A 20,228-nucleotide genomic window follows, 5' to 3' on the forward strand; every position below is an offset into this window, starting at 1 on the left:
GACTCGATCCGGCATCCATGCTGGCGCGAATGCCATGGATGCCGGGTCAGGCCCGGCATGACAGTTTCAATTTTCCACACTCAAGCACGAAGCCAATCCGCATCGACCGATGGATCTCGCCAACTTTCTCATCCAGCTGCTCAACAGCGTGCAATACGGCCTGCTGCTGTTCATGCTGGCCGCCGGGTTGACCTTGATCTTCGGCATCATGGGCGTTGTCAACCTCGCGCATGGCAGCTTTTACATGCTGGGCGCCTACCTTGCCTGGTCGCTCAGCGCGTATTTCGGCAGTTTTACGCTGGCCATCCTTGGCGGTGCGGCGCTGTCTGTGGTTTTTGGGCTGGCACTGGAGTGGCTGCTGTTTCGTCACTTCTACCACCGTGACCACCTCGACCAGGTGCTGCTGACTTTTGGCCTGATCTATATCTTTGAAGAGCTGCGCTCCATCGTCTGGGGCGACGACGTGCATGGCGTGCCGATTCCCGCATTGCTGAGCGCGTCCATCCCGCTGACAGAAAACCTGTCTTACCCCGTGTACCGCCTGTTCATGTCCGGCGTTTGCCTGGCGCTGGCGCTCGGCCTGTATCTGTTGATCTCGAAAACCCGGTTGGGCATGAAGATACGCGCCGGCGCCTTCAACCGCGACATGGCCGGGGCGCTGGGCATCAACATCAAACTGATCCACGCGGTGGTATTTGCACTCGGCGTCACACTGGCCGCCGTGGCCGGCATGATTGCGGCGCCGATTGCCAGTGTTTACCCCAACATGGGTTCGCAGGTGCTCATCATGTGTTTTGTCGTGGTCGTGATCGGCGGCATCGGTTCGGTACGCGGCGCCATGATCGCGGCCTTGCTGGTCGGGCTTGTCGATACCTTTGGCAAGGTGCTGCTGCCGCAGGTCGCCGGCATGCTGATCTACATGCTGATGGCTGCGGTTCTTTTGTGGAAGCCTGAAGGCTTGTTCAAACAATGAAAATGGTGAAGCCCCCACGCTTGCTCACGCCGTGTAGCGCACTGCCCCCCGAGGGGGCGCATTTTCCTTGGGGCGGCCCGGCGGAAAATCCCGCCCAGCCAACGGCTAGAGCCGTATGAGTTCAGCCAAAGCCAACCTCGAAGTCCTGCCGCGCGGCGTGCAGGTGGCGCTGGCGCTGGGCCTGATCGCGCTCGTCGCTTTCCCCTTCACCGGCACCGACTTCTACGTCCAGATGGTCACACGCATGATGATCATGGCGATTTTCGCGATGAGCCTCGATTTGCTGCAGGGCGTCACCGGCCTGGTCTCGCTGGGCCATGCGGCCTACTTCGGCCTGGCCGGCTATGCGCTGGCTTTTTTGATGCCGCAAGGCGAGGCCGTCAGCCTGTGGTGGACCCTGCCGCTGGCCGTGATGGCCTCGGGGCTGGCTGCACTTTTCATCGGCTTTTTTGTCGTGCGTACCCACGGCATTTATTTCATCATGGTGACCATGGCGTTTGCGCAGATGGTGTTCTTCCTGTTTTTTGACAACCGGGCGCTGGGGGGCTCCGACGGCCTGTACGTCAACTTCAAGCCCACCATCGCCTTGTTCGGCTGGACGCCCTTTGCCTGGTGGGACCTGGACAACAAGCTCACGCTGTATTACTTCACACTGGCCGTGTTGCTGCTTGTTTATGCCTTTTTGCGCCGCCTGCTCTGGAGCCCGTTCGGCCGCGCACTGGCCGGCATCCGGGTCAATGAACACCGCATGCGTGCCATGGGTTTTGGCACCTTCCGCTACAAACTCACGGCCTTCACACTGGCCGGCGCGCTGGCCGGCCTGGCTGGTTATCTGTGGGGCGTCCAGACCGGCTACATCAATCCCGAGCTCATGGGTTTTCACATGAGCGCGCACGGCATCATGATGGTGATCCTCGGCGGCATGGGCAATTTTGCAGGCGCGATTGTCGGCGCCTTCACCTTCGAATACCTGCTGCATGTGTTCAAGGACCTGCCCTACGTCGGCGATGTCCACCTGGGCAAACACTGGCAGCTCTGGATGGGCCTTTTCATTGTGCTGCTGGTGGTTTTTGCGCCGCGCGGCATCCTGGGTCTGGCCGAAAAGTTCATGAAGCGCCGGCACAAGGCAGGTGATTCCCATGAGTGAAATTCTGGGCAGCGCCGGGCCGACCCAAGGCACGAACACCCCCTTCGCGCGCAGCGCATCACACGAAGTAAAAAGTGTGGGGGTCCTGCTCTCCGCCAAAAACCTGACCAAGCGTTTTGGCGGCTTGGCGGCCGTTGACGATGTGTCGTTGGACCTTGAACGCAACCACATCCACGCTGTGATCGGCCCCAATGGCGCCGGAAAATCCACGCTGACCAACCTGCTGAGTGGCGACCTGCCGCCCACTTCGGGCTCGGTGCGGCTGGTCGGCCAGGACGTGACCGGCTGGAGCCCCGAGAAAATTTCACGTCAGGGCCTGGGCCGCAGTTACCAGAAAACCAATATTTTCCTGCCCTTCACGGTCTGGGACAACGTCCGCCTGGCCGCACAGTCGCGCCAGCCGCATGTCATGCACTGGCTCAGCCGTGCTACTGATTTTGTAGCTGTGAACGACCGCGCAACATGGGCTATCGAGCTTTCCGGGCTTAAAAACCGAAAGAACGCGATGGCCGGCACCATCAGCCACGGCGAGCAGCGCCAGCTGGAGATTGCCATGACATTGGCCACCGGGCCCCAGGTGCTGCTGCTTGATGAGCCACTGGCCGGCATGGGCGTGGCCGAGGCCGAACGCATGGTCGCCCTGCTGCTCACCCTCAAGAAAGACCACGGCATCCTGCTGGTTGAACACGACATGGACGCGGTCTTCACGCTGGCCGATCGCTTGACCGTCATGGTGGACGGCAAGGTGATTGCCTCAGGCACACCGGCGGCCGTCCGCGCCGACGCCAGCGTGCAGGCCGCTTACCTCGGCGAACATTGATGGCCCCCACGCTAGTCACTTCGTGTACTTCGCTGCCCCCCGAGGGGGCTGGCCTTGCTTGGGGCGGCCCGGCGCGGCGGCCTGGAACTTGCCATGACTGATTTACTGATAGATGCACGCGGTATCCATACCTACTACGGTGCCAGCCACATCCTGCGCGGCATCGATTTTTCGGTGGCGCGCGGCGAAACCATTGGCCTGATGGGCCGCAACGGCATGGGCAAAAGCACGCTGCTCAAAAGCATCATGGGCCTGGTCAAGCCGCGCTCAGGCAGCGTGACCATCGCCGGCCAGGCGATGCTGGGTCGTGCGCCGTACGAGGTTTCCCGCGCCGGCATCGCCTATGTGCCCGAAGGCCGCGGCATCTTCGGCAACCTCAGCGTGGTCGAAAACCTCAAGATGGCGGCGCGCGCAGGAACCCGTGGCCAGTGCGACTGGACCTACGAACGTGTGCTCGATACCTTTCCGCGCCTCACCGAACGCCTGGGCCACGGTGGCCAGCAGCTCAGCGGTGGCGAGCAGCAGATGCTGACCATTGGCCGCGCGCTGATGACCAACCCCGATGTGCTGATTCTCGACGAAGCCACCGAAGGCCTGGCGCCGCTGATCGCGCGCGAGATCTGGCGCATCTGCGGCGTGATCCGGCAGACAGGCATCAGCAGCGTGATCGTCGACAAGAACTGGAAACACGTCACGCAGATCACCGACCGCAACATCATCCTGGTCAAAGGCGAGATCGTGTTTGAAGGCAGCTCGGACGAGCTGCATGCGCGGCCGGAGCTGCTACAGCTGTATCTGGGGGTGTAAGGTCTGACGCCTACATCAGCGGCCGCAGTTCGCGCGCGGCGTCAAGCAGCAGAGGCAGCAGATCGCGCTGCATGTCCTGTGCCGACAGCCGCTGCGGCGAAGCCACCACGTTGAGTGCGGCCACCGTTTTGCCCTGCATGTTGCGCAGGGGCACGGCCAAGGCGTGTACGCCCAGCTCATGCTCTTCCACTGCCAGGCTGAAATCGTCCACACGCACCCGCTCAATCACGGCGCGAAACTGCGCGATGTCAATGACGGTGCGCGTGGTCAAGCGTGGCAGCGAGCGCCCCTTGAGCCACTGCGTGAAGGCGGTTTTGCCTTGCGCCGCCAGCAACACGCGCCCGGTGGAGGTGGCATGCGCTGGCAGGCGCGCGCCCAGATGCAGGCCGTAAGCCAGCACCCGCACGGCCCCCGACGACGAACTCTTCCACTCGTAACCGCTGCGTCCGACGATCACAACCTCGTCAGCGTCGAGCACGCCGGCTGAAAAAGATTCCTGGGTTTGTGCAGCCAGCCGGTTCAGTGTCGGCTGGATGGCACGCGGCAAACGCGCCGAAGCCAGGTAACTGCCGGAAAAGCGCAACACCTTGGCAGCCAGCCAGAAGTAGCTGCCGTCGGTTTCCAGGTAGCCCAGGTGCGCCAGCGTCAGCAGGTGGCGGCGCGCGGCGGCGCGCGTGATGCCCGCGCGCTCTGCGGCGAGCGTCGCGTTCAGGCGCTGGCGCTGCGTGTCGAAACTCTCCAGCACGGCCATGCCCTTGGCCATGCCTTCGATCATGTCGGCTTTGGCAATCGGTCTGCCCGCCTGCAGCGCGCCGGAGGTCCGGCTGGGTGGGGTTGAAATCGTGCTCATTGCGCGATCATCGCACAAGTCGCCTGTTTATCGTGCACCCCGGCGGTCCGGCATGGCGCCCCCTCTGGTCAACGACAGACAGACGACCTACGCTTGTACCCTGCAACTGAGATGACACAACAAGGAGACAAACATGCGCGTACAGGTAGCCATCGTGGGTGGCGGTCCGGCCGGGCATTTGCTCGGGCAACTGCTTTACAAGGCGGGGATCGATGCGGTGGTGCTGGAGCAGCGCAGCCAGGACTATGTGCTGGGCCGCATTCGTGCCGGCGTGCTGGAACAAGGCACGACCGACCTGCTGACCGAGATCGGCGTCGGAGCGCGACTGCAACGCGAAGGTCTGGTGCACGGTGGCGTCGGGCTCGGTTTTGCCGGCAGCCACCACCGCATTGACCTGCACGGGCTCACCGGTAAAAACGTGACCGTCTATGGCCAGACCGAAGTCACCAGGGACCTGATGGACGCCCGCTCAGGCGCCGGTCTGGGTACCGTGTACGAAGCAGAAAACGTCACCCTGCACGACTTCGACACTGCTCATCCGCGCGTGACCTACACCAAAGACGGCACAACCTTCGAGGTGCACTGCGACTTCATCGCGGGCTGCGACGGCTACCACGGCGTCAGCCGCGCCAGCGTGCCCGCCGATGCGCTGCGCACCTATGAACGTGTCTACCCTTTCGGCTGGCTCGGCGTGTTGTCAGAAACCCCGCCAGTGTCGGAAGAACTGATTTACGCCAACCACGAACGCGGCTTTGCGCTGTGCAGCATGCGCAGCCACACGCGCAGCCGCTACTACGTTCAATGTTCGCTCGACGATAAAGTCGAGAAGTGGAGCGACGACGCCTTTTGGGACGAGCTGCGCAGTCGCCTCGCCCCCGAATTCGCCGAAGCCCTGGTCACCGGCCCGTCGATTGAAAAAAGCATGGCGCCGCTGCGCAGCTTTGTCGCCGAACCGATGCGTTTTGGTCGGCTTTTTCTGGCCGGCGACGCGGCGCACATCGTGCCACCCACTGGCGCCAAGGGCCTGAATCTGGCGGTCAGCGATGTACGTTACCTGTCGCGCGCCCTGGCTGAGTTTTATGGCGGCAGCGAAGCAGGCATCAACAATTATTCCGACACTTGTTTGCGCCGCGTCTGGAAGGCGGTGCGCTTCTCGTGGTGGTTCACCTCGCTGATGCACAAGTTTCCGGACGACAGCGGCTTCGGGCCCAAGACCCAGGCGGCCGAGCTCGATTACCTGGTCCATTCGCAAGCGGCTTCAACGGCGCTGGCCGAGAACTACGTGGGCCTGCCGTTTTGAGTTGCTCGGCAATGACAGCCCTCAACCATCGCCGTCCCCTTCATACACCAGCAAATCCCCCGGCTGGCAGTCGAGAAATTCGCAAATTTTCAGCAGCGTGTCAAAGCGTACGCCCTTGACCTTGCCCTGCTTGAGCAGCGACAGGTTGGCTTCGGTGATGCCGACATACGCCGCCAGGTCCTTGGACCTGGCCTTACGCTGCGACAGCATCACGTCGCGTTTGACGATGATGGACACGAGAAAGAACTCAGACGAACTGGGCGTTTTCTTCCGCCAGCGCCACGGCCTTGGCCATCACGGCGGCGATCTGCCAGACCATGCCGGCAAACAGCAGCGTGATCAGCTCGTTACTGCCCAGGCCCAGGGCCAGCGCCTTCTGCCCGGCCGGCGCGCCAGCCGTGAGCACCACGGTGATCAGCAGGAAGACCACAAAGCCCGCCACCACCGACGCAAAAATACCGGCGGCGAAACCGCGCAGGTAATGCACCGTGCGCAGGCTGAAATACTCGGCCTGCGAGAACCCCGAAAAGCAGCGTATCGCGCAGACCAGGCCATAAGCCGCGCAGCTTACTGGCAGCATGCCAAGCAGCACTGCGGTCATACGCTGCCACAGCGCCACGTCCAGCATCGCGAGCTGCATCGCGGTCAGGCTGACACCGGCACGCAGCAACAAGCCCTCGGTCGGCGTGGCCACCAGCTGATACAGCACGGCCAGCGGCAAGGCTATGGCCAGCAAGGCGCAAGCCCAGGCGACCTTGAACCGGGACCGGCATGGCGGCAAGCGGCGACTCTGGTAAGGTCAACGCTAAAACCAGGGCCGACCGGTCGTATCGCCGAACGCAGGAGACCTTTCCCATGCCTTCCCTTGCCAACACCTCCGCCCCTTCCTTTCAGCCGTTACAGGGCGTGCGCATTCTGAGCCTGGCCCTCAACCTGCCCGGCCCTGCGGCACTGATGCGCTGCCGGCAAATGGGCGCGACCTGCGTCAAACTTGAGCCGCCCACAGGCGACCCCATGGGCCAGTACAACCCGGCGGCCTATGCCGAACTGCACAAGGGCGTGAAGGTACAAACTGCCGACCTGAAAACCGGGGACGGGCAAAAAGTGCTGCAACGCGAACTGGCCAGAACCGACGTGTTGCTCACCTCCTTCAGACCCTCCGCCATAGAAAAACTCGGTCTGGGCTGGAAAAAGTTGCACACACTGAACCACGCGCTCTCGCACGTCGCCATCGTCGGCGCGCCGGGCGCTTTGGGCGAGGAGCCCGGCCACGACCTGACCTACATGGCCGACAACGACCTGGTGAGCGGACTGGAGCTGCCGCCCACACTGTATGCCGACATGGGCGGCTCGGTGATGGCCAGCGAAGCGGTCCTGCAAGCCGTGCTGCACCAGCGCGAGGTGTATGCGGGAACTGGCGAGCCGCATCCCCAAGGCGTGTTTATCGAAGTGGCCTTGTCCAGCGCCGCCAGCTACCTCGGCCTGCCCCGCGCCTGGGGCCTGACGAAACCCGGCGCGGCCGTCGGCGGCGGCCATGCCGGTTACCGCGTCTACCCGTGCAAAGACGGCCGTGTGGCGGTTGCCGCGCTGGAGCCGCACTTTGCCGCCAGCCTGTGCGCGGCTGCTGGCGTGGAAGCGTCCGACATGAAAGCCATGTTTGCCACCTCCACGCACCAGGCAGTTGCCGCGTTTTTGCTCACGCAGACACGCCAGCAGCTTGACACGCTGGGCGCCGAGCAGGATATCCCGCTGCACACGCTATCGAATTCATAGCTGCTTGCGCCAGCCACATAAGGGCCAGAGGTCTTTTTCACTTAAATCCTTAGCCACACAGGCCCCATAAGCCGCAGGGATGTTGTTGTGCGGCGCCTCAGGGCGCGTAGGATGGAAAGCCCTTTTGCTTTCCCCACTGCACACCATGACCGAGTTCGAACTCAAGCTTGAAATCCCGCCCGCGCGGTTCAAGGCGGTGGAGGCGGCCGTGCGGCGGGGGCGCACGGCGGCGCAGCGTCTGCAGGCCCGCTACTTTGATACCGCCGAGGGTGCGCTGGCAGCGCGCGGTGTGGTCGTGCGCCTGCGCAAGGAAGGCCGGCGCTGGGTACAAACGGCCAAGGCACCGGGCGGCCGGACCCTGGAACGGCTGGAGCATAACGTTGCGCTGGCCTGGCGTGCAGCGCCGCTACTCGACCTGGCGCGTCACGCTGGCACGCCCATGGACGAGGCCATCCGCCAGGCCTTGAAGCTCAAGCCCGGCGACGCCTTCCCCGAGCTGGCGATGGTTTTTGAGACCGACATTACCCGCCTCAGCCGCTTGGTGCGCGCCCATGGCGCCATGGTCGAGATCGCGCTGGACTGCGGCCGTGTATCAGCGGGCGACCGCTCGCTGCCTGTGCATGAGCTGGAACTGGAGTTCAAACGCGGCCAGCCGGCCGGCGCGGTGATGCTGGCACGCACCTGGTGCCTCCAGCACGGGCTGTGGCTCAGCAGCGTGAGCAAGTCGATGAAGGGCCAGCGCCTGGCCCAGGGCCAGGACTTTGGCGGGGCTGTGTCCGCAGAACCGCCGCGTTTTGCACGCAAGGCCTCTGGCCGCGCGATAGCAGCCGCCGTGGTCAGCGCCTGCCTGGACCAGGTGCTGGCCAACGCCAGCGACGTGGCGGGCGGCTGCACCGGCGAAGACCATATCCACCAGCTGCGGGTGGGCCTGCGCCGCCTGCGCACCGCACTGCGCGAGCTGGGCACCCTGGCCGGCGATTGGGGCGGCCCCTGGGAAACGCCGCTGGCCACGGTCTTTCGCGCGTTGGGCATGCACCGCGACCGCGACTATCTGCTGCACAAGCTGCAAGGCCAGATCGCAGCCGCAGGCGGGCCGCCACTGGACTGGCAGGGCGCGCTGGGCACCCTGCCCGATGCCGGCGAGTCTGTGCGTTCGCCCGCGTTCCAGCAGGCGCTGCTGGGCCTGATCAGTTTTGTCCATGCGGGAGCCGCCGCACCCGACCCAGCAACGAACCTGCCGACGCCTAAAAAGGCCTTGCGCAAGCGCTTGTCCAAACTTCACAAGCAGGTGTTGGTGCAGGGCAAACAATTCATGGACCTCCCCGAGGCCGAGCAGCACGGCCTGCGCAAGCGCCTCAAGCGCCTGCGCTACCTGGCCGAGTTTTCGCAGCCGCTGTTTCACGGGCGCGAGCTCAAGGCTTACCTGGACGCGCTCAAGCCCCTGCAGCATGCGCTGGGCATTTACCACGACGAAGTCGCCGCATTGCAGGCCTGGCAAAGCTTCTCTGCTCACGACCCGCGCGCCCTGTTTGGCGCAGGCTGGCTCAGCGCCCGGCGCGAGGGCCATGTGCAGGGCTGCCAGCAGGCCTGCGAAGCCTTCGCCAAACAGGCCAGGCCGTTCTGGGATTGAGCGGCTGAATCAGCCATGCGCCCGAAGCGCTTGCAGTCCGGAGAATTGCTATTATTTCAGGAGCTACTTGCGCTTACTGAACAGGGGCTGGCGGCAGATTTGGCTTCAAGCCCTCACCCAGACGGCGCCGCAGCCCACCGCCCCAGCACACCCTCTATCGTTGCCACCAGCTCATCCGGGTCCACCGGCTTGACCAGATGGGCATCAAAGCCCGACAGCGCTGCGGCTTCCTTGTCGCGTATCTGGCCATAACCGGTCAGGGCGATCAGGGGCACGGTGCAGGTGAACGGATCGGCGCGCAACCCGCGCGCCACCGCATAACCGTCCATATCTGGCAGCCCAATGTCCATCAGCACCAGATCGGGTTTGACCGCACGCACCGCAGGCAGTGTGCTGGCACCGTCGGTCACCTCGGTCACCTGGTAGTCGAACATGCGCAGCAGCTCAGCCAGCGTGCCGCGCGCGTCGGCGTTGTCCTCTACATAAACAATTTTACGAATGACGGGTAAAGGCGCCGCCTGTTTCCGCTTGTCTGTCTGCACTGTCTGCACTGCCTGCGCTGTCTGCGCTGTCTGCTGTGCGGGAGGCACCGCAATGGCCGGCAAGCTGAAAGAAAAGGTGCTGCCCTGACCCAAGCCGCTACTTGAAGCCTGCACTTTGCCGCCATGCAAGGTCACCAGTTGCCGCACCAGCGCCAGGCCAATGCCCATTCCGCTCTGCAGCCGGTTGACCGGGGCCGGGCCCTGAAAGAAGGGTTCAAAAACGCGCTGCAGGAGATCGGAGGGCATACCAGCGCCTGGGTCGCGGACGGTCACCACCGCCGTGCCGGCGTTGGCGGCTACAAGCACCTCGATCTTGCTGGCTGCAGGCGAAAACTTCAGTGCATTGGTGATCAGGTTGTTGACGATCTGTTCAATCCTCGCCCAGTCGGCGTTGACCCATACCGGCGTGCTGTGAATGTCGATGACATAACCCTGGGCGCGATCCGTTATGCGCAGCGCATCCACACAACTGACCACACAGTCGGCCAGGTTGAGTGGACATCTTTCGAGCATGATCTTTCCCGCCATCAGGCGGCTCACGTCAAGCAGGTCGTTGACGATATGCGTCAGGTGCTTGTTCTGCCTGTTGATGATGTCCAGGTAACGATGGGCGCGGTCTTTGTCGGGGCCGGCAGTCTCCAGCAAAGCTGCGGCACCCGATATCGCGGCCAGCGGGTTTCTGAGTTCGTGGCCAAGCATGGCCAGAAACTGGTCTTTGGCATGGTTCTCAGCCTGGGCCGTCTCGCGTGCCAGCGTCTCGTTTTGCAGCAGCCGCTCACGCTCGGCTTCAGCCGCCAGCCGTGAACTGCGCTCGGTCTGGAGTAAAGCGCCCGCGTTCACCAACGCGCAATTGAGTTCCCCCAGCTCGGAAACCGGTGTGTTGGTGGGTTGGGGACTTTCACCACGCCCCAGCGCCGCAGCCGCTGAGTGCGCACTGTTGATGGCCGTAATAAACCGGCGACCGAACAACACCACCGCCCCAATCGCAACCAGTAGCGCAGCACCGATTCCCAGCAAGGACAGGTACACCGCATTGGCAGCGGCCTGTTCGACCAGGGCAACCGGCGCAGCGACCGCGATGGTCCAACCGGTCAAGGACGAGTGCATAAAGGCGTCGTAGGACTCAATCCCCTCCAGCGTCAAATGTCGAATCAGACCTTCGGGCGAAGCAAGCGCAGCAGACACCAGTTCTGGTCTGGCCTGCTTGCCCAAATACTGCTCACTCTTGTGGCTGCGCGAAATGAAATTACCGTTGCGGTCTATCACGGCAACGATCCAGGACGGCGGCAGGGCACCATGCAGCGCAGCCTTTTTCCAGTAGTCCAGCGACACCGCCTGCGCAACCACAAACGATTGTCCCCCCGCGGCAGCCGCCGGCGCATAGAGGGTGGTGAGCATTTTTCTGGAAGTCGGCCCGACAAACACTTCGGTGACAACCGGCTTCTGGCTGGCAATCACCTGGGTCACGCGCCCCAGCTCCGAGGGCGACGGTGCGGGCGTGCCATAGGGCAGCAGGGAATTGACCACCTGGGCGCCCGTCTGATCGAACAGCAAGGTCCAGACGTCCGGCAACTGGTTCAGGGCCGCCGCCTGCTTGTAGAACTTCTCAAAATCCCGGTCGTTGAGCGTTTCGGAGTTTCCCAGCACCTTGAGCGCCGACAAGGACCCATGCACGTCGCGGTCAACAGTCAGCGCAGTGGCCCGCACGGTCTCCCGCAACCCGCGCAAGGCCGACTCGCGCGCGTCGTCCCTTATTTTTTCAATCGCAAAACTCGTCGCCAGCAGCACCGGCGCAAGCACAGCGACTGTCATCAGAAAGAGTTGGGAGCGAATTCGCATATGGGTATTTTTACATGGCAATTTTTCGGCGGTACTTGCCCGGAACAACGGCTACCCGCGAACGCGAGGCGCCTGAAGCGGATGCGCTACCTGACCGGGTTTTCGTGGCCGCTGTTTCATGGGCGAAAGCTCAAGGCTTGTCCGGACGCGTTCAGCGCGCCGGGAGATACCCGTACGGGGCTGCCAGCCGAGCTGCGACCGGTTTGCCCGGCAGGCCAAACCCTTCTGGGCTTAAGGCTCTGCCGCCCGTCTCGGTACCCAGCCCAGCGTGCACACCGACCTGCAGCGCCTGTTCGACAAACTCGGCGTGCAACGCCGCGCCGGCCGGGTTTCAGTAAAAACAGCCTCTGTCCCCTTCCACACAACCTCCATCAGCTATCAAATACGTAGCAAATCAACGCAAATACACTGCAAAGGCGATGGCCGCCGACCGCCCACGTGCTGCTGTGTGCCCACCATGGTTGTGGCCATGGCCCCCGAAAACGGGAGCCGGCCGAATGAACGGCGCACTTCCTGACGCGACTTTGCGCATCAAAGCGCTGCGCCAGGCCCGGACCGCTGGATGACGGCAGGAACATGGACTGCTTTCTGGGTCGGGTAGCCAGCATTGCGTTCAAGCGACTGCCGCGCATCGTCGATGGCAAGGCCTTGCCGATGAATTACGCCCTGCTCGGAAACACCGGCATCATTGTCGCCAGGGAGTGCTCAGCGCGCCTTGCGCGCAAAGGTTTTGCCGCCCGGCTTGCCCGAGCCGTTGTCGCGCGGCGGCAGGCCGGTGTGCTGGGTCAGGATGCGGCCTTTGACCGGCGTGATGGTTTTCAACGCCACGGTTGTTGAGTTTTTCTTACGTGCACTCACGTAGCCGCCGTCGGTGAGCGGCTGGAAGGTCGGGATCAAATGGTGCTTGCCGTTGCCAATCAGATCGGCACGGCCCATGGCCTTTAGAGCCTCACGCAGCAGCGGCCAGTTGTTGGCGTCGTGGTAGCGCAAGAAGGCCTTGTGCAGGCGCCGGCGCTTGTCACCGCGCACGATGTCCACCGTCTCGCTGGTTTCCGCACTGCGCGTGATCTTGCGCAGCGGGTTTTTACCGGTATGGTACATCGTCGTGGCCGTGGCCATGGGCGAGGGGTAGAAGGTCTGCACCTGGTCGGCGCGAAATCCGTTTTTCTTGAGCCAGATCGCCAGGTTCATCATGTCTTCGTCGCTGGTGCCGGGGTGCGCGGCGATGAAGTAGGGAATCAAAAACTGCTTCTTGCCGGCTTCGAGAGAATACTTCTCGAAAAGCTGCTTGAACTTGTCATAGCTGCCAATACCGGGCTTCATCATCTTGGTCAGCGGGCCCTGCTCGGTGTGCTCAGGGGCGATCTTCAAATAACCGCCGACATGGTGCGTCACCAGCTCTTTAACGTATTCGGGCGACTGCACGGCCAGGTCGTAACGCAGGCCGGAACTGATCAGGATCTTCTTCACGCCTTTGAGCGCCCGCGCGCGGCGGTACATCTTGATCAGCGGGTTGTGGTCGGTGTTCAGGTTGGAGCAGATACCGGGATACACACAGCTCGGCTTGCGGCAGGCGGCCTCGATCTCGGGCGACTTGCAGCCGATGCGGTACATGTTGGCGGTCGGCCCACCCAGGTCAGAGATCGCGCCGGTAAAACCCTTGACGGTGTCGCGGATGGCCTCGATCTCGCGAATCACCGAATCTTCCGAGCGGCTCTGGATGATGCGGCCCTCGTGCTCGGTGATCGAGCAGAAGGTGCAGCCACCGAAACAGCCGCGCATGATGTTCACGGAAAAACGGATCATCTCCCACGCCGGGATTTTGGTCGTGCCGTCGTGGCTACCGTTTTCGTCGGCATAAGACGGGTGTGGCGAACGTGCATAGGGCAGATCGAACACGTAGTCCATCTCGGCCGTGGTCAGGGGAATCGGTGGCGGCGTAATCCACACGTCGCGTGCGGTGGCTCCCTCGCCGTGGGCCTGCACCAGCGCCCGTGCGTTGCCGGGGTTGGTCTCCAGGTGCAGCACGCGGTTGGCGTGGGCATACAGCACGGCGTCGCTTTTGACCTGTTCGTAAGACGGCAGGCGGATCACCGAGCGGTCGCGCGGCGGTACCTTGATCTTGCCCTGCATGTGGGACAGGCTGGGGTTGGGCACAAAGGTCAGGGGCTTGATGGCAGGGTTGGCCGGGGGTGCCGGGACGACTTTGGCCAGCACCGTCGAGCCTGCCGATTCCGCCTGGGCCGCAACCTCGGCCGCCTCGTCCTCGCGCGCGCAGGTCGCACCCTGCTCTTTCGCCTGCTCCGAAATCATCAGATACGGGTTGACATGCGCTTCGACGCGGCCCGGTGCGTCGACGCTGGTGGAGTCGATCTCGAACCAGCCTTGTGCCGTCTCGTCGCCGCTGCGGCGGATGAAGGCGGTGCCGCGGATGTCGGTCATTGTGGCGACCGGTTCCCTGGCTGCGAGCCGGTGGGCAATTTCGACAATCGCGCGTTCGGCGTTGCCATACAGCAGCAAGTCACACTTGGCATCAATCACGACCGACCGGCGCACCTTGTCGGACCAGTAGTCGTAATGCGCGATGCGGCGCAGCGAGCCTTCGATGCCGCCGAGAATGATGGGCACGTCTTTGTAGGCTTCGCGGCAGCGCTGCGAGTACACCAGCGCGGCGCGGTCAGGCCGCTTGCCGCCGATGTCGCCGGGTGTGTAGGCGTCGTCGCTGCGGATCTTGCGGTCCGCCGTGTAGCGGTTGATCATCGAGTCCATGTTGCCGGCAGTCACGCCAAAGAACAGGTTGGGCTTGCCCAGCGCCCTGAACGGGTCGGCGCTTTGCCAGTCGGGCTGGGCGATGATGCCGACGCGAAAACCCTGGACTTCGAGCATGCGGCCAATGACGGCCATGCCGAAACTCGGGTGGTCCACATAGGCGTCGCCGGTGACGATGATGACGTCGCAGCTGTCCCAGCCAAGCACGTCCATCTCGGCCCGGCTCATGGGCAAAAATTTCGACGTGCCGAAGCGGCTTGCCCAGTACTTGCGGTAGCTGGTCAGCGGTTTGGCGGCGCGCGCAAAAAAAGAGACGTCGATAGGGGCGTTCATGGGGGCTATGGGGGCTTTGGGGGCAACCGGTTATTTTAAGGTTTTAAGCCTTCGCGTACGCCTTGAAAGGGTACTTTCGGGCCGCTCGCGGCCTGAATCGGGCCTGAAAGCCGCGCAATGTGTGCGTAAACCGCGAATCAGCGCCTGGCCTTTCTGATCAGGCGGTCCAGCATGCCACCCAGTTGCAACTGCTCCGCAGCCGACAGACAGCCGAAAATTTCGTCATTGCGCCGTGCGATCAGCGCCATCACCCGGTTCCAGAGCGCCCGCCCGGCGGCCGTCGGTGCCAGCACCACGCCGCGACCGTCGGTATCGCTGGCGGCCTTGCTGACCAGACCGCGCTCGGCCAGTGCCTGGGCCGCGCGGCTGGCCTGGCCCTTGTTGAGGTTGGCCTTGGCCGCCAGTTCGACCACCGACAACGGCGCGAAGTTGCCAATGGCCGCCAGGCAGCGCGCCTCGCCCACGGGCAGGCCGAACTCGTCCGCATAGGCGTCGCTGCTGGACTTGTCGGTCAGTTTGTTGACCAGGTGCAGACGGTAGGTGAGGAAGCGGTCCAGCGGCGGCAGAGCGGTGGGTTTACGGGCCATTGCCCCCTCCCGCGCTGCATTGCTTCTGCGCATTGGCGATCAAGGGCAATACCTCGTCGGCGTGATCGAAGCGGCTCATCAGCGACAGGCTCAGCATGGACAGCAGCAGCGGCGCCTGCGTCTCGCCCACGGCTGCCAGCGCCTCGCACAGCGCGGTGTAACTGCGGTCCAGGTCGGCATCGGTCATACAGCGAATCCTTTCTGTTCAAGCGCGGCCAGCAGCGGCGCCGGGTCCAGCCCGCGCCAGCGGCCCATCACATAACCGTCGGGACGGACCAGCACCAGGGCCTGGGCGGCGGCATCGGGCAGGCCGTAACGGTGGCGTGCCTGGCCCAGCGTGTCGGCCTGCGGCTCTATCGCCAGCACAGCCACGCCATGCTGCGGCAGCGCACGCAGTGCATTGGGCAAGGCACCATCGGCAAACACCAGGCACAACATGTCGCGGCCGAAACATTGCGTCAGGTGCAGCGGTCCGTCGGGTCCAGCGAGCAGGGCTTCGGGCGCGGGTGCGCCGGGCGCGGCCAGTTCGTTGACCCATTCGCCAACCTGCGGCCCATTCAGCGGCGAGTCCACATAGCTGATGGGCGAGGACTGTCTCGGATTGATCAGCGGCCGCACCTTGTCGTCGCTGAGTGCCAGCCGCAGGGTCGCCTCACGCATCAGCTTGAAGGCAAAATTGGGCGGCGCCATGAACTCGGTGCTTTTGGCACCGTAGGCGATGTTTTCGCGCGCGGCATGCACACGTTCGACGGAGTAGGTGTCCAGCAGGCTGTCCTGCGCCCTGCCCTGGATGACGGCTGCCAGCTTCCAGGCCAGGTTGCCGGCATCGTCGAGCCCGGAGTTGAGGCCGCGCACGCCAAAGATGGGCACCAGGTGGGCGGCATCACCGGCAAACAACACGCGGCCATGCCGGTAGCTGTCCAGCGTCAGGCACTTGGCGTTGTAGATGGAGATCCACAGCGGCTTCCAGGGTTCGTCCTCGCCGATCATGCGCAAATGGCTTTGCACGCGCGGCAAGACGTTTTCTGGTTTGACGGCCTCGACCGGGTCCTCGTCGTCGCGGATCTGGTAGTCGATGCGCCAGATGTCGTCGGGCTGGCGGTGCATCAGGATGGTGGATCCTGGGTTGGACGGCGGGTCGAACCAGGCCAGGCGCTCGACCGCCCGTTTTGTTTTCTGCACCACATCGACGATCACATATTTACCGTCGTACTGTGTGCCCTGGAGCTGCAGGCCGAGCTGCTCGCGCACGGTGCTGCGCCCGCCGTCGCAGGCGACCACCCAGTCGGCGCGTACCGTATGCAGACCGAACGCGTCCTGCACATCGACCTCGGTGCCGCCCACTAGCGGACGCACCGCCATGACGCGGCTGGACCAGCGCACATCCATGGCGGCGCTACCGGCACGGTGTGCGAACTCTTCCACATAAAACTGCTGGATGTTGACCATGGGTGCAAACCGCTGGCTGGGCTCGCTGGGCATCTGGAAATGCAGCACCTCAGCGTCGCGCCAGTAACTGCGACCGCCCACCCAGGACAGGCCTTTGTCGACGAGCGGCCTGTCGGCACCGATCCAACCGAGGATTTCCTGGGAGCGGCGCGACATGCAGATGGCGCGGCTGCCACTGCAGTAGCTGTCATCGGCCTCGACCACCATGCAGGCGATGCCGCCACGCGACAGCAAGGCGGCCAGGGTCAGGCCGACCGGCCCGCCGCCGACGATCAGCACAGGCACCTGGGAAGGAAGCGGGGAAACAGCAGTGGTCATCGGATGGCTTTGGTTGCGCCCTCAACTATATGCCGGTCTGGTTGCGCATGCAACCAGATGGCACAGACAAAAAAAGACCCCACTCGCTGGCGGGGCCAAACGGAGGAGACCTTTGTCTGTTACTTGCGCAGGATGGCGCGGGCAGTGGCCATGTCGCGGTCGTACGCCAATTTGGCTTCGCGCCGGCAGGCCGTGCGCCCGGCGGCTGCCATGGCGGCACATTCAGAGAGCCACAACTTATGGCCGCCGCCAGCTTCCTTGATGGCGGTTGTGTACAACTGCCGCGGCGTCACATCGGCCACGGCGCCCCTTTCCAGAAGGCGCTCCTCCATGGCAACAGGTTGTGCCAATGCGGAAGAAGCTGCAACAGTCAGCAGCGTAGAAATCAATAAACTGGAAAATTTCGTTGCCATGGGGGAGGTCCTTGGTTGGTGCGATCAGGTCCGCAGTGCGTGTTGACTGGAACCGGCTTTTACTTGCGTCCCGAACTGTTGGGCATGTGCTGATGATCAAGCGGTGGTTTGTCCGGCAAGTTCTGGGACTCGATCCGCGCCTTGACGCTGGCCGAGCTGTCTGCCGCTTTTTCTGCCAGCGCCTGTTGGTCGCCACCCAGCGGCTTGGGATGTTTTGGAGCGTCCTGATGACTGGGGTTCGGGCTTCGATTGACTTGTTTCATGCCTTATTTCCTTCGGTTGGCTGCGGGGCAGCGGGTTGATGACCAGTCACCACCTTATGCCCCAACAAAGCCATCGCGCGTCAGTAGCTGCGCTTGACGTATGTAGGACACTTTGCAAGGAAAAAAAAAGCCAGGCACTATGGCCTGGCTGTTGTGTGCCGAAAGCGGCGTATCAAGGACGCACGGTCATCTGTCCACGAATTTCGCCACCAGGAAATTTGGCGGTGTGGATGTTGGCATACCACTTGCCGGCCAGCATGTCTGCTGCCTGAGCTGCAGTCAGCGTGGCCTGGCCGATCATCGGGCTGCTCATGGGGCTGGCAAAGCCCAAAGCGACGCCTGCATTGGCACCCACCATGGCCGGGCCGTGAAAGTGGCCTGCCGTCGCGGGACCGCTCAGGTTGTCATAGGAGAGCTGCCAGCGGAGAACGTTGGTCTCTTTGTTGAATTGGGCATCGACCTGACCGGTTGCGGCGCTGGCAACAGGGGGCACTTCATTGGCCGCACGCAATTGCGTCGTCAAGGCCACCAGGGGAGAGGATTTCTGCATCATGCCGCAGCCTGCGACTACCAAAACCACTGCTGTAGCTGCCAAAGCGGCACGGACAACCCGAGTGAAATTTGCCATTTTTAGCTCCGGATAATTAAAGAATATGCATCATAGAACGGAAAGCCCGATAAAACTTGCGGGACCGTCTAGGACTTTTTCCAATCCGGAAAAGCTTGTCCAAGTGTCGAATCTGCGTTCAGCCCTTGTTTGACGGCAATTTCCAGCTATTACTTTGATAGCAATTACAGGGGCAGAAGTAGTCATATCGAGGCCGTCGTCCTACGACCTCGCCGGTCAACTGCCGACACCTCAAGGCCTCTGCTTTTCAGCAAGATTATGTTTGCATGGGAATAGCCCACCAACGTAAAGGCAGGTAGAAAGGTTCAGGTCATGGTGCCGCGCGCCTTATGAGCCTTATGAAAAAGGGCCATCAGCTTCGGTCTGATTCACATTCGCGTGGCGTTGCATACGAAGACGACCAGAGTCGGCGCCGCAAAAGAAGCAAATCCAGCCGCCTTGTGGTGGAACCCGGCCTGGGAAGCGCCGAGCGCAAAACCTGATCGGACCGTGCGATGTAGGACCCTCATCACACCAGTGTGCGCCGCGCGACTACAGGCAGGCGGCCGCGCTGCCTCTGTGCGTGCAGATCAGGTCTTCGTACATTGACTGCATGGTGAGCTCGCCTGCAGCTGCAGCCACCCCATCCATCAATTGCCTCTACCCTTGGGAGCCTGACATGAAGCATGTTTTCTCCGCCCTGGCTGTGCTGCTGACTGCGGTCTTCCTCAGCGGCTGCCCGCAGTCCAAAACTCCTGATACCCCGCCCATGGTGCCGCATCCGAAGGCTGCCCCGAACCCGGCGGGACTTGTCTGAAGCGCTCCCCTGGGGCGACCCGGCCCGGAATCTGCGCTGCCCTCGCCATAGTGACCGCCATGGTGGCGATGACGGGCTGCGCGGGCCTGCGCGTCAGCGCGCCCGCCGCGACGCAGACCATTGAGATCGACGGCTTGAGCTACAGGGTCGAGCAGCTCACCGCCAGCACCTGGACCGCGACGTCCCTGCGGGCCCAGACGGAAGGTCCCCAAAAAACAGCCAGTCTGGTCCGTGCCATCGAGAAGGTATCGGCCTGCAAAGTCACCGACAGCAGCCCCGGCCAACAGGGCAAAGCGCTGAACGCACAGGTGGACTGCGGCAGCAGGCTAAAAAATTGAGCAAAAAAAGGGCTGCAGCCCCTTCGGAATGGACGCAAGTAGCTATGAAACAAGTAGCAAATAACAAAGTCTCACAGTTGGTCTGTAGCCCCCCGTAAAACTTTACCTGCTGCATATCACGGACCGACAAAGCGCACAGACACTGACTGAAACAACCACCAGGAGAATCCAATGATCATCATCAGGCCCTTCCTTAAAACCATCGTGCTGGCCAGCGTGCTCGCCGCGGCAGCCGTGCCGGCAATGGCGCAAATCACCATCAACATCGGAGTGGCCCCACCGCCGGCGCAGTACGAGACGGTTCCGGTACTGGCGCCTGCGCAGGTCTGGGCACCGGGTTATTGGGCCTGGAGCGGCGATCGGCATGTCTGGGTGCGTGGCCGCGCCATCTACAAACGCGGCGGCTACCGCTGGACGCCGGATAACTGGGTGCAGACCGGCAATGGCTACAGCCGCCAGCCGGGTTATTGGGTGCGTGATACGAACTACGTGGTTGTCAAAGAGAAAAAAGCAAAAAAATACAAGTACAAGGACGACCATGACAACAACCGCAGCAAAAAACACGGGAAGAACCACGGTCACAAGGACTGAGCTGCCTTCACCCTGAGAGCACAAAAAAAGCTGGCCTCGGCCAGCTTTTTTGTTTCGCCGCT

21 protein-coding genes are annotated in these 20,228 nt (G+C 62.8%); 10 read left to right on the plus strand and 11 right to left on the minus strand.

Translation table 11 applies throughout. The features are described from left to right. Window positions 1-109: 109 nt before the first annotated feature. From ACESMT_RS11090 to ACESMT_RS11105, 4 genes are all read left to right on the plus strand, one after another. A complete protein-coding gene (locus tag ACESMT_RS11090) occupies window positions 110-973 on the plus strand; it encodes a branched-chain amino acid ABC transporter permease (RefSeq protein ID WP_372826649.1) in 864 nt (287 codons plus the stop codon). A gap of 115 nt (window positions 974-1,088) precedes the next feature. Then, window positions 1,089-2,120 carry a branched-chain amino acid ABC transporter permease gene (locus tag ACESMT_RS11095; RefSeq protein ID WP_372826650.1) on the plus strand — a complete coding sequence of 344 codons (1,032 nt, stop codon included), beginning with the start codon at window positions 1,089-1,091 and terminating at the stop codon, window positions 2,118-2,120. After that, the gene (locus ACESMT_RS11100) at window positions 2,113-2,940 is read left to right on the plus strand and encodes an ABC transporter ATP-binding protein (RefSeq protein ID WP_372826651.1); all 828 of its coding nucleotides are present in this window, start codon (window positions 2,113-2,115) and stop codon (window positions 2,938-2,940) included. Before ACESMT_RS11095 ends, ACESMT_RS11100 begins: the two co-directional genes overlap by 8 nt. Before the next feature lie 93 nt (window positions 2,941-3,033). Then, window positions 3,034-3,747: an ABC transporter ATP-binding protein gene (locus ACESMT_RS11105; RefSeq protein ID WP_372826652.1), complete on the plus strand. Its 714-nt coding sequence runs from the start codon at window positions 3,034-3,036 to the stop codon at window positions 3,745-3,747. A gap of 10 nt (window positions 3,748-3,757) precedes the next feature. Here the strand turns inward: ACESMT_RS11105 and ACESMT_RS11110 are convergent, their stop codons facing one another. Then, window positions 3,758-4,597, minus strand: coding sequence for an IclR family transcriptional regulator C-terminal domain-containing protein (locus ACESMT_RS11110; protein ID WP_372826653.1), 840 nt, complete (start codon window positions 4,595-4,597; stop codon window positions 3,758-3,760). A 133-nt stretch (window positions 4,598-4,730) separates the two neighbouring features. Between ACESMT_RS11110 and pobA the strand changes: the two genes are divergently transcribed. After that, the gene (gene pobA, locus ACESMT_RS11115) at window positions 4,731-5,897 is read left to right on the plus strand and encodes a 4-hydroxybenzoate 3-monooxygenase (RefSeq protein ID WP_372826654.1); all 1,167 of its coding nucleotides are present in this window, start codon (window positions 4,731-4,733) and stop codon (window positions 5,895-5,897) included. Between the two features lie 21 nt (window positions 5,898-5,918). On the opposite strand, the gene ACESMT_RS11120 is transcribed toward pobA, so the two are convergent. Next, entirely contained in the window at window positions 5,919-6,134 is a 216-nt protein-coding gene (locus ACESMT_RS11120) for a helix-turn-helix domain-containing protein (RefSeq protein WP_372826655.1), read from the minus strand. Between the two features lie 10 nt (window positions 6,135-6,144). After that, entirely contained in the window at window positions 6,145-6,633 is a 489-nt protein-coding gene (locus ACESMT_RS11125; RefSeq protein WP_372826656.1) for a DUF2975 domain-containing protein, read from the minus strand. Window positions 6,634-6,752: 119 nt separating this feature from the next. Between ACESMT_RS11125 and ACESMT_RS11130 the strand changes: the two genes are divergently transcribed. After that, window positions 6,753-7,670 (plus strand): CoA transferase, encoded by a 918-nt coding sequence (locus ACESMT_RS11130; protein WP_372826657.1) that lies wholly within the window; start codon window positions 6,753-6,755, stop codon window positions 7,668-7,670. A 145-nt stretch (window positions 7,671-7,815) separates the two neighbouring features. Next, a complete protein-coding gene (locus ACESMT_RS11135; protein ID WP_372826658.1) occupies window positions 7,816-9,300 on the plus strand; it encodes a CHAD domain-containing protein in 1,485 nt (494 codons plus the stop codon). A 113-nt stretch (window positions 9,301-9,413) separates the two neighbouring features. Here the strand turns inward: ACESMT_RS11135 and ACESMT_RS11140 are convergent, their stop codons facing one another. From ACESMT_RS11140 to ACESMT_RS11175, 8 genes are all read right to left on the minus strand, one after another. Then, window positions 9,414-11,654 carry an ATP-binding protein gene (locus ACESMT_RS11140; protein ID WP_372826659.1) on the minus strand — a complete coding sequence of 747 codons (2,241 nt, stop codon included), beginning with the start codon at window positions 11,652-11,654 and terminating at the stop codon, window positions 9,414-9,416. Between the two features lie 732 nt (window positions 11,655-12,386). After that, on the minus strand, window positions 12,387-14,783 hold the full coding sequence (locus ACESMT_RS11145) for a YgiQ family radical SAM protein (RefSeq protein WP_372826660.1): 2,397 nt from the start codon (window positions 14,781-14,783) through the stop codon (window positions 12,387-12,389). A 137-nt stretch (window positions 14,784-14,920) separates the two neighbouring features. Then, window positions 14,921-15,370 (minus strand): MarR family winged helix-turn-helix transcriptional regulator, encoded by a 450-nt coding sequence (locus ACESMT_RS11150; protein WP_372826661.1) that lies wholly within the window; start codon window positions 15,368-15,370, stop codon window positions 14,921-14,923. After that, the gene (locus ACESMT_RS11155; protein WP_372826662.1) at window positions 15,360-15,557 is read right to left on the minus strand and encodes a hypothetical protein; all 198 of its coding nucleotides are present in this window, start codon (window positions 15,555-15,557) and stop codon (window positions 15,360-15,362) included. Before ACESMT_RS11155 ends, ACESMT_RS11150 begins: the two co-directional genes overlap by 11 nt. Then, window positions 15,554-17,137, minus strand: a complete 1,584-nt coding sequence (locus ACESMT_RS11160) for an FAD-dependent monooxygenase (protein ID WP_372826663.1) — start codon at window positions 17,135-17,137, stop codon at window positions 15,554-15,556. Before ACESMT_RS11160 ends, ACESMT_RS11155 begins: the two co-directional genes overlap by 4 nt. A 119-nt stretch (window positions 17,138-17,256) precedes the next feature. Further along, entirely contained in the window at window positions 17,257-17,550 is a 294-nt protein-coding gene (locus tag ACESMT_RS11165) for a hypothetical protein (RefSeq protein ID WP_372826664.1), read from the minus strand. Window positions 17,551-17,609: 59 nt separating this feature from the next. Next, complete coding sequence (locus tag ACESMT_RS11170) at window positions 17,610-17,813, minus strand: hypothetical protein (RefSeq protein WP_372826665.1); 204 nt, start codon at window positions 17,811-17,813, stop codon at window positions 17,610-17,612. A 172-nt stretch (window positions 17,814-17,985) separates the two neighbouring features. Beyond that, complete coding sequence (locus ACESMT_RS11175; RefSeq protein ID WP_372826666.1) at window positions 17,986-18,441, minus strand: CHRD domain-containing protein; 456 nt, start codon at window positions 18,439-18,441, stop codon at window positions 17,986-17,988. A gap of 658 nt (window positions 18,442-19,099) precedes the next feature. Between ACESMT_RS11175 and ACESMT_RS11180 the strand changes: the two genes are divergently transcribed. The 3 genes from ACESMT_RS11180 to ACESMT_RS11190 all read left to right on the plus strand — a co-directional run bounded on the left by ACESMT_RS11180 (window position 19,100) and on the right by ACESMT_RS11190 (window position 20,166). Then, window positions 19,100-19,237, plus strand: a complete 138-nt coding sequence (locus tag ACESMT_RS11180) for a hypothetical protein (RefSeq protein WP_372826667.1) — start codon at window positions 19,100-19,102, stop codon at window positions 19,235-19,237. 59 nt (window positions 19,238-19,296) lie between these two features. Beyond that, the gene (locus ACESMT_RS11185) at window positions 19,297-19,575 is read left to right on the plus strand and encodes a hypothetical protein (RefSeq protein ID WP_372826668.1); all 279 of its coding nucleotides are present in this window, start codon (window positions 19,297-19,299) and stop codon (window positions 19,573-19,575) included. A 171-nt stretch (window positions 19,576-19,746) separates the two neighbouring features. After that, on the plus strand, window positions 19,747-20,166 hold the full coding sequence (locus ACESMT_RS11190) for a hypothetical protein (RefSeq protein WP_372826669.1): 420 nt from the start codon (window positions 19,747-19,749) through the stop codon (window positions 20,164-20,166). Window positions 20,167-20,228: the final 62 nt, after the last annotated feature.

The sequence above is a fragment of the Polaromonas sp. genome (assembly GCF_041689105.1).
In the GTDB taxonomy this organism is placed as follows: Bacteria; Pseudomonadota; Gammaproteobacteria; order Burkholderiales; family Burkholderiaceae_C; genus Polaromonas.

Coding starts and splice junctions, on each gene's coding strand:
- ACESMT_RS11090 (WP_372826649.1), top strand. CDS start 110: ATGGATCTCGCCAACTTTCTCATCCAGCTGCTCAACAGCGTGCAATAC.
- ACESMT_RS11095 (WP_372826650.1), top strand. CDS start 1,089: ATGAGTTCAGCCAAAGCCAACCTCGAAGTCCTGCCGCGCGGCGTGCAG.
- ACESMT_RS11100 (WP_372826651.1), top strand. CDS start 2,113: ATGAGTGAAATTCTGGGCAGCGCCGGGCCGACCCAAGGCACGAACACC.
- ACESMT_RS11105 (WP_372826652.1), top strand. CDS start 3,034: ATGACTGATTTACTGATAGATGCACGCGGTATCCATACCTACTACGGT.
- ACESMT_RS11110 (WP_372826653.1), bottom strand. CDS start 4,597: ATGAGCACGATTTCAACCCCACCCAGCCGGACCTCCGGCGCGCTGCAG.
- pobA (WP_372826654.1), top strand. CDS start 4,731: ATGCGCGTACAGGTAGCCATCGTGGGTGGCGGTCCGGCCGGGCATTTG.
- ACESMT_RS11130 (WP_372826657.1), top strand. CDS start 6,753: ATGCCTTCCCTTGCCAACACCTCCGCCCCTTCCTTTCAGCCGTTACAG.
- ACESMT_RS11135 (WP_372826658.1), top strand. CDS start 7,816: ATGACCGAGTTCGAACTCAAGCTTGAAATCCCGCCCGCGCGGTTCAAG.
- ACESMT_RS11140 (WP_372826659.1), bottom strand. CDS start 11,654: ATGACAGTCGCTGTGCTTGCGCCGGTGCTGCTGGCGACGAGTTTTGCG.
- ACESMT_RS11145 (WP_372826660.1), bottom strand. CDS start 14,783: ATGAACGCCCCTATCGACGTCTCTTTTTTTGCGCGCGCCGCCAAACCG.
- ACESMT_RS11150 (WP_372826661.1), bottom strand. CDS start 15,370: ATGGCCCGTAAACCCACCGCTCTGCCGCCGCTGGACCGCTTCCTCACC.
- ACESMT_RS11155 (WP_372826662.1), bottom strand. CDS start 15,557: ATGACCGATGCCGACCTGGACCGCAGTTACACCGCGCTGTGCGAGGCG.
- ACESMT_RS11160 (WP_372826663.1), bottom strand. CDS start 17,137: ATGACCACTGCTGTTTCCCCGCTTCCTTCCCAGGTGCCTGTGCTGATC.
- ACESMT_RS11165 (WP_372826664.1), bottom strand. CDS start 17,550: ATGGCAACGAAATTTTCCAGTTTATTGATTTCTACGCTGCTGACTGTT.
- ACESMT_RS11170 (WP_372826665.1), bottom strand. CDS start 17,813: ATGAAACAAGTCAATCGAAGCCCGAACCCCAGTCATCAGGACGCTCCA.
- ACESMT_RS11175 (WP_372826666.1), bottom strand. CDS start 18,441: ATGGCAAATTTCACTCGGGTTGTCCGTGCCGCTTTGGCAGCTACAGCA.
- ACESMT_RS11180 (WP_372826667.1), top strand. CDS start 19,100: ATGAAGCATGTTTTCTCCGCCCTGGCTGTGCTGCTGACTGCGGTCTTC.
- ACESMT_RS11185 (WP_372826668.1), top strand. CDS start 19,297: ATGGTGGCGATGACGGGCTGCGCGGGCCTGCGCGTCAGCGCGCCCGCC.
- ACESMT_RS11190 (WP_372826669.1), top strand. CDS start 19,747: ATGATCATCATCAGGCCCTTCCTTAAAACCATCGTGCTGGCCAGCGTG.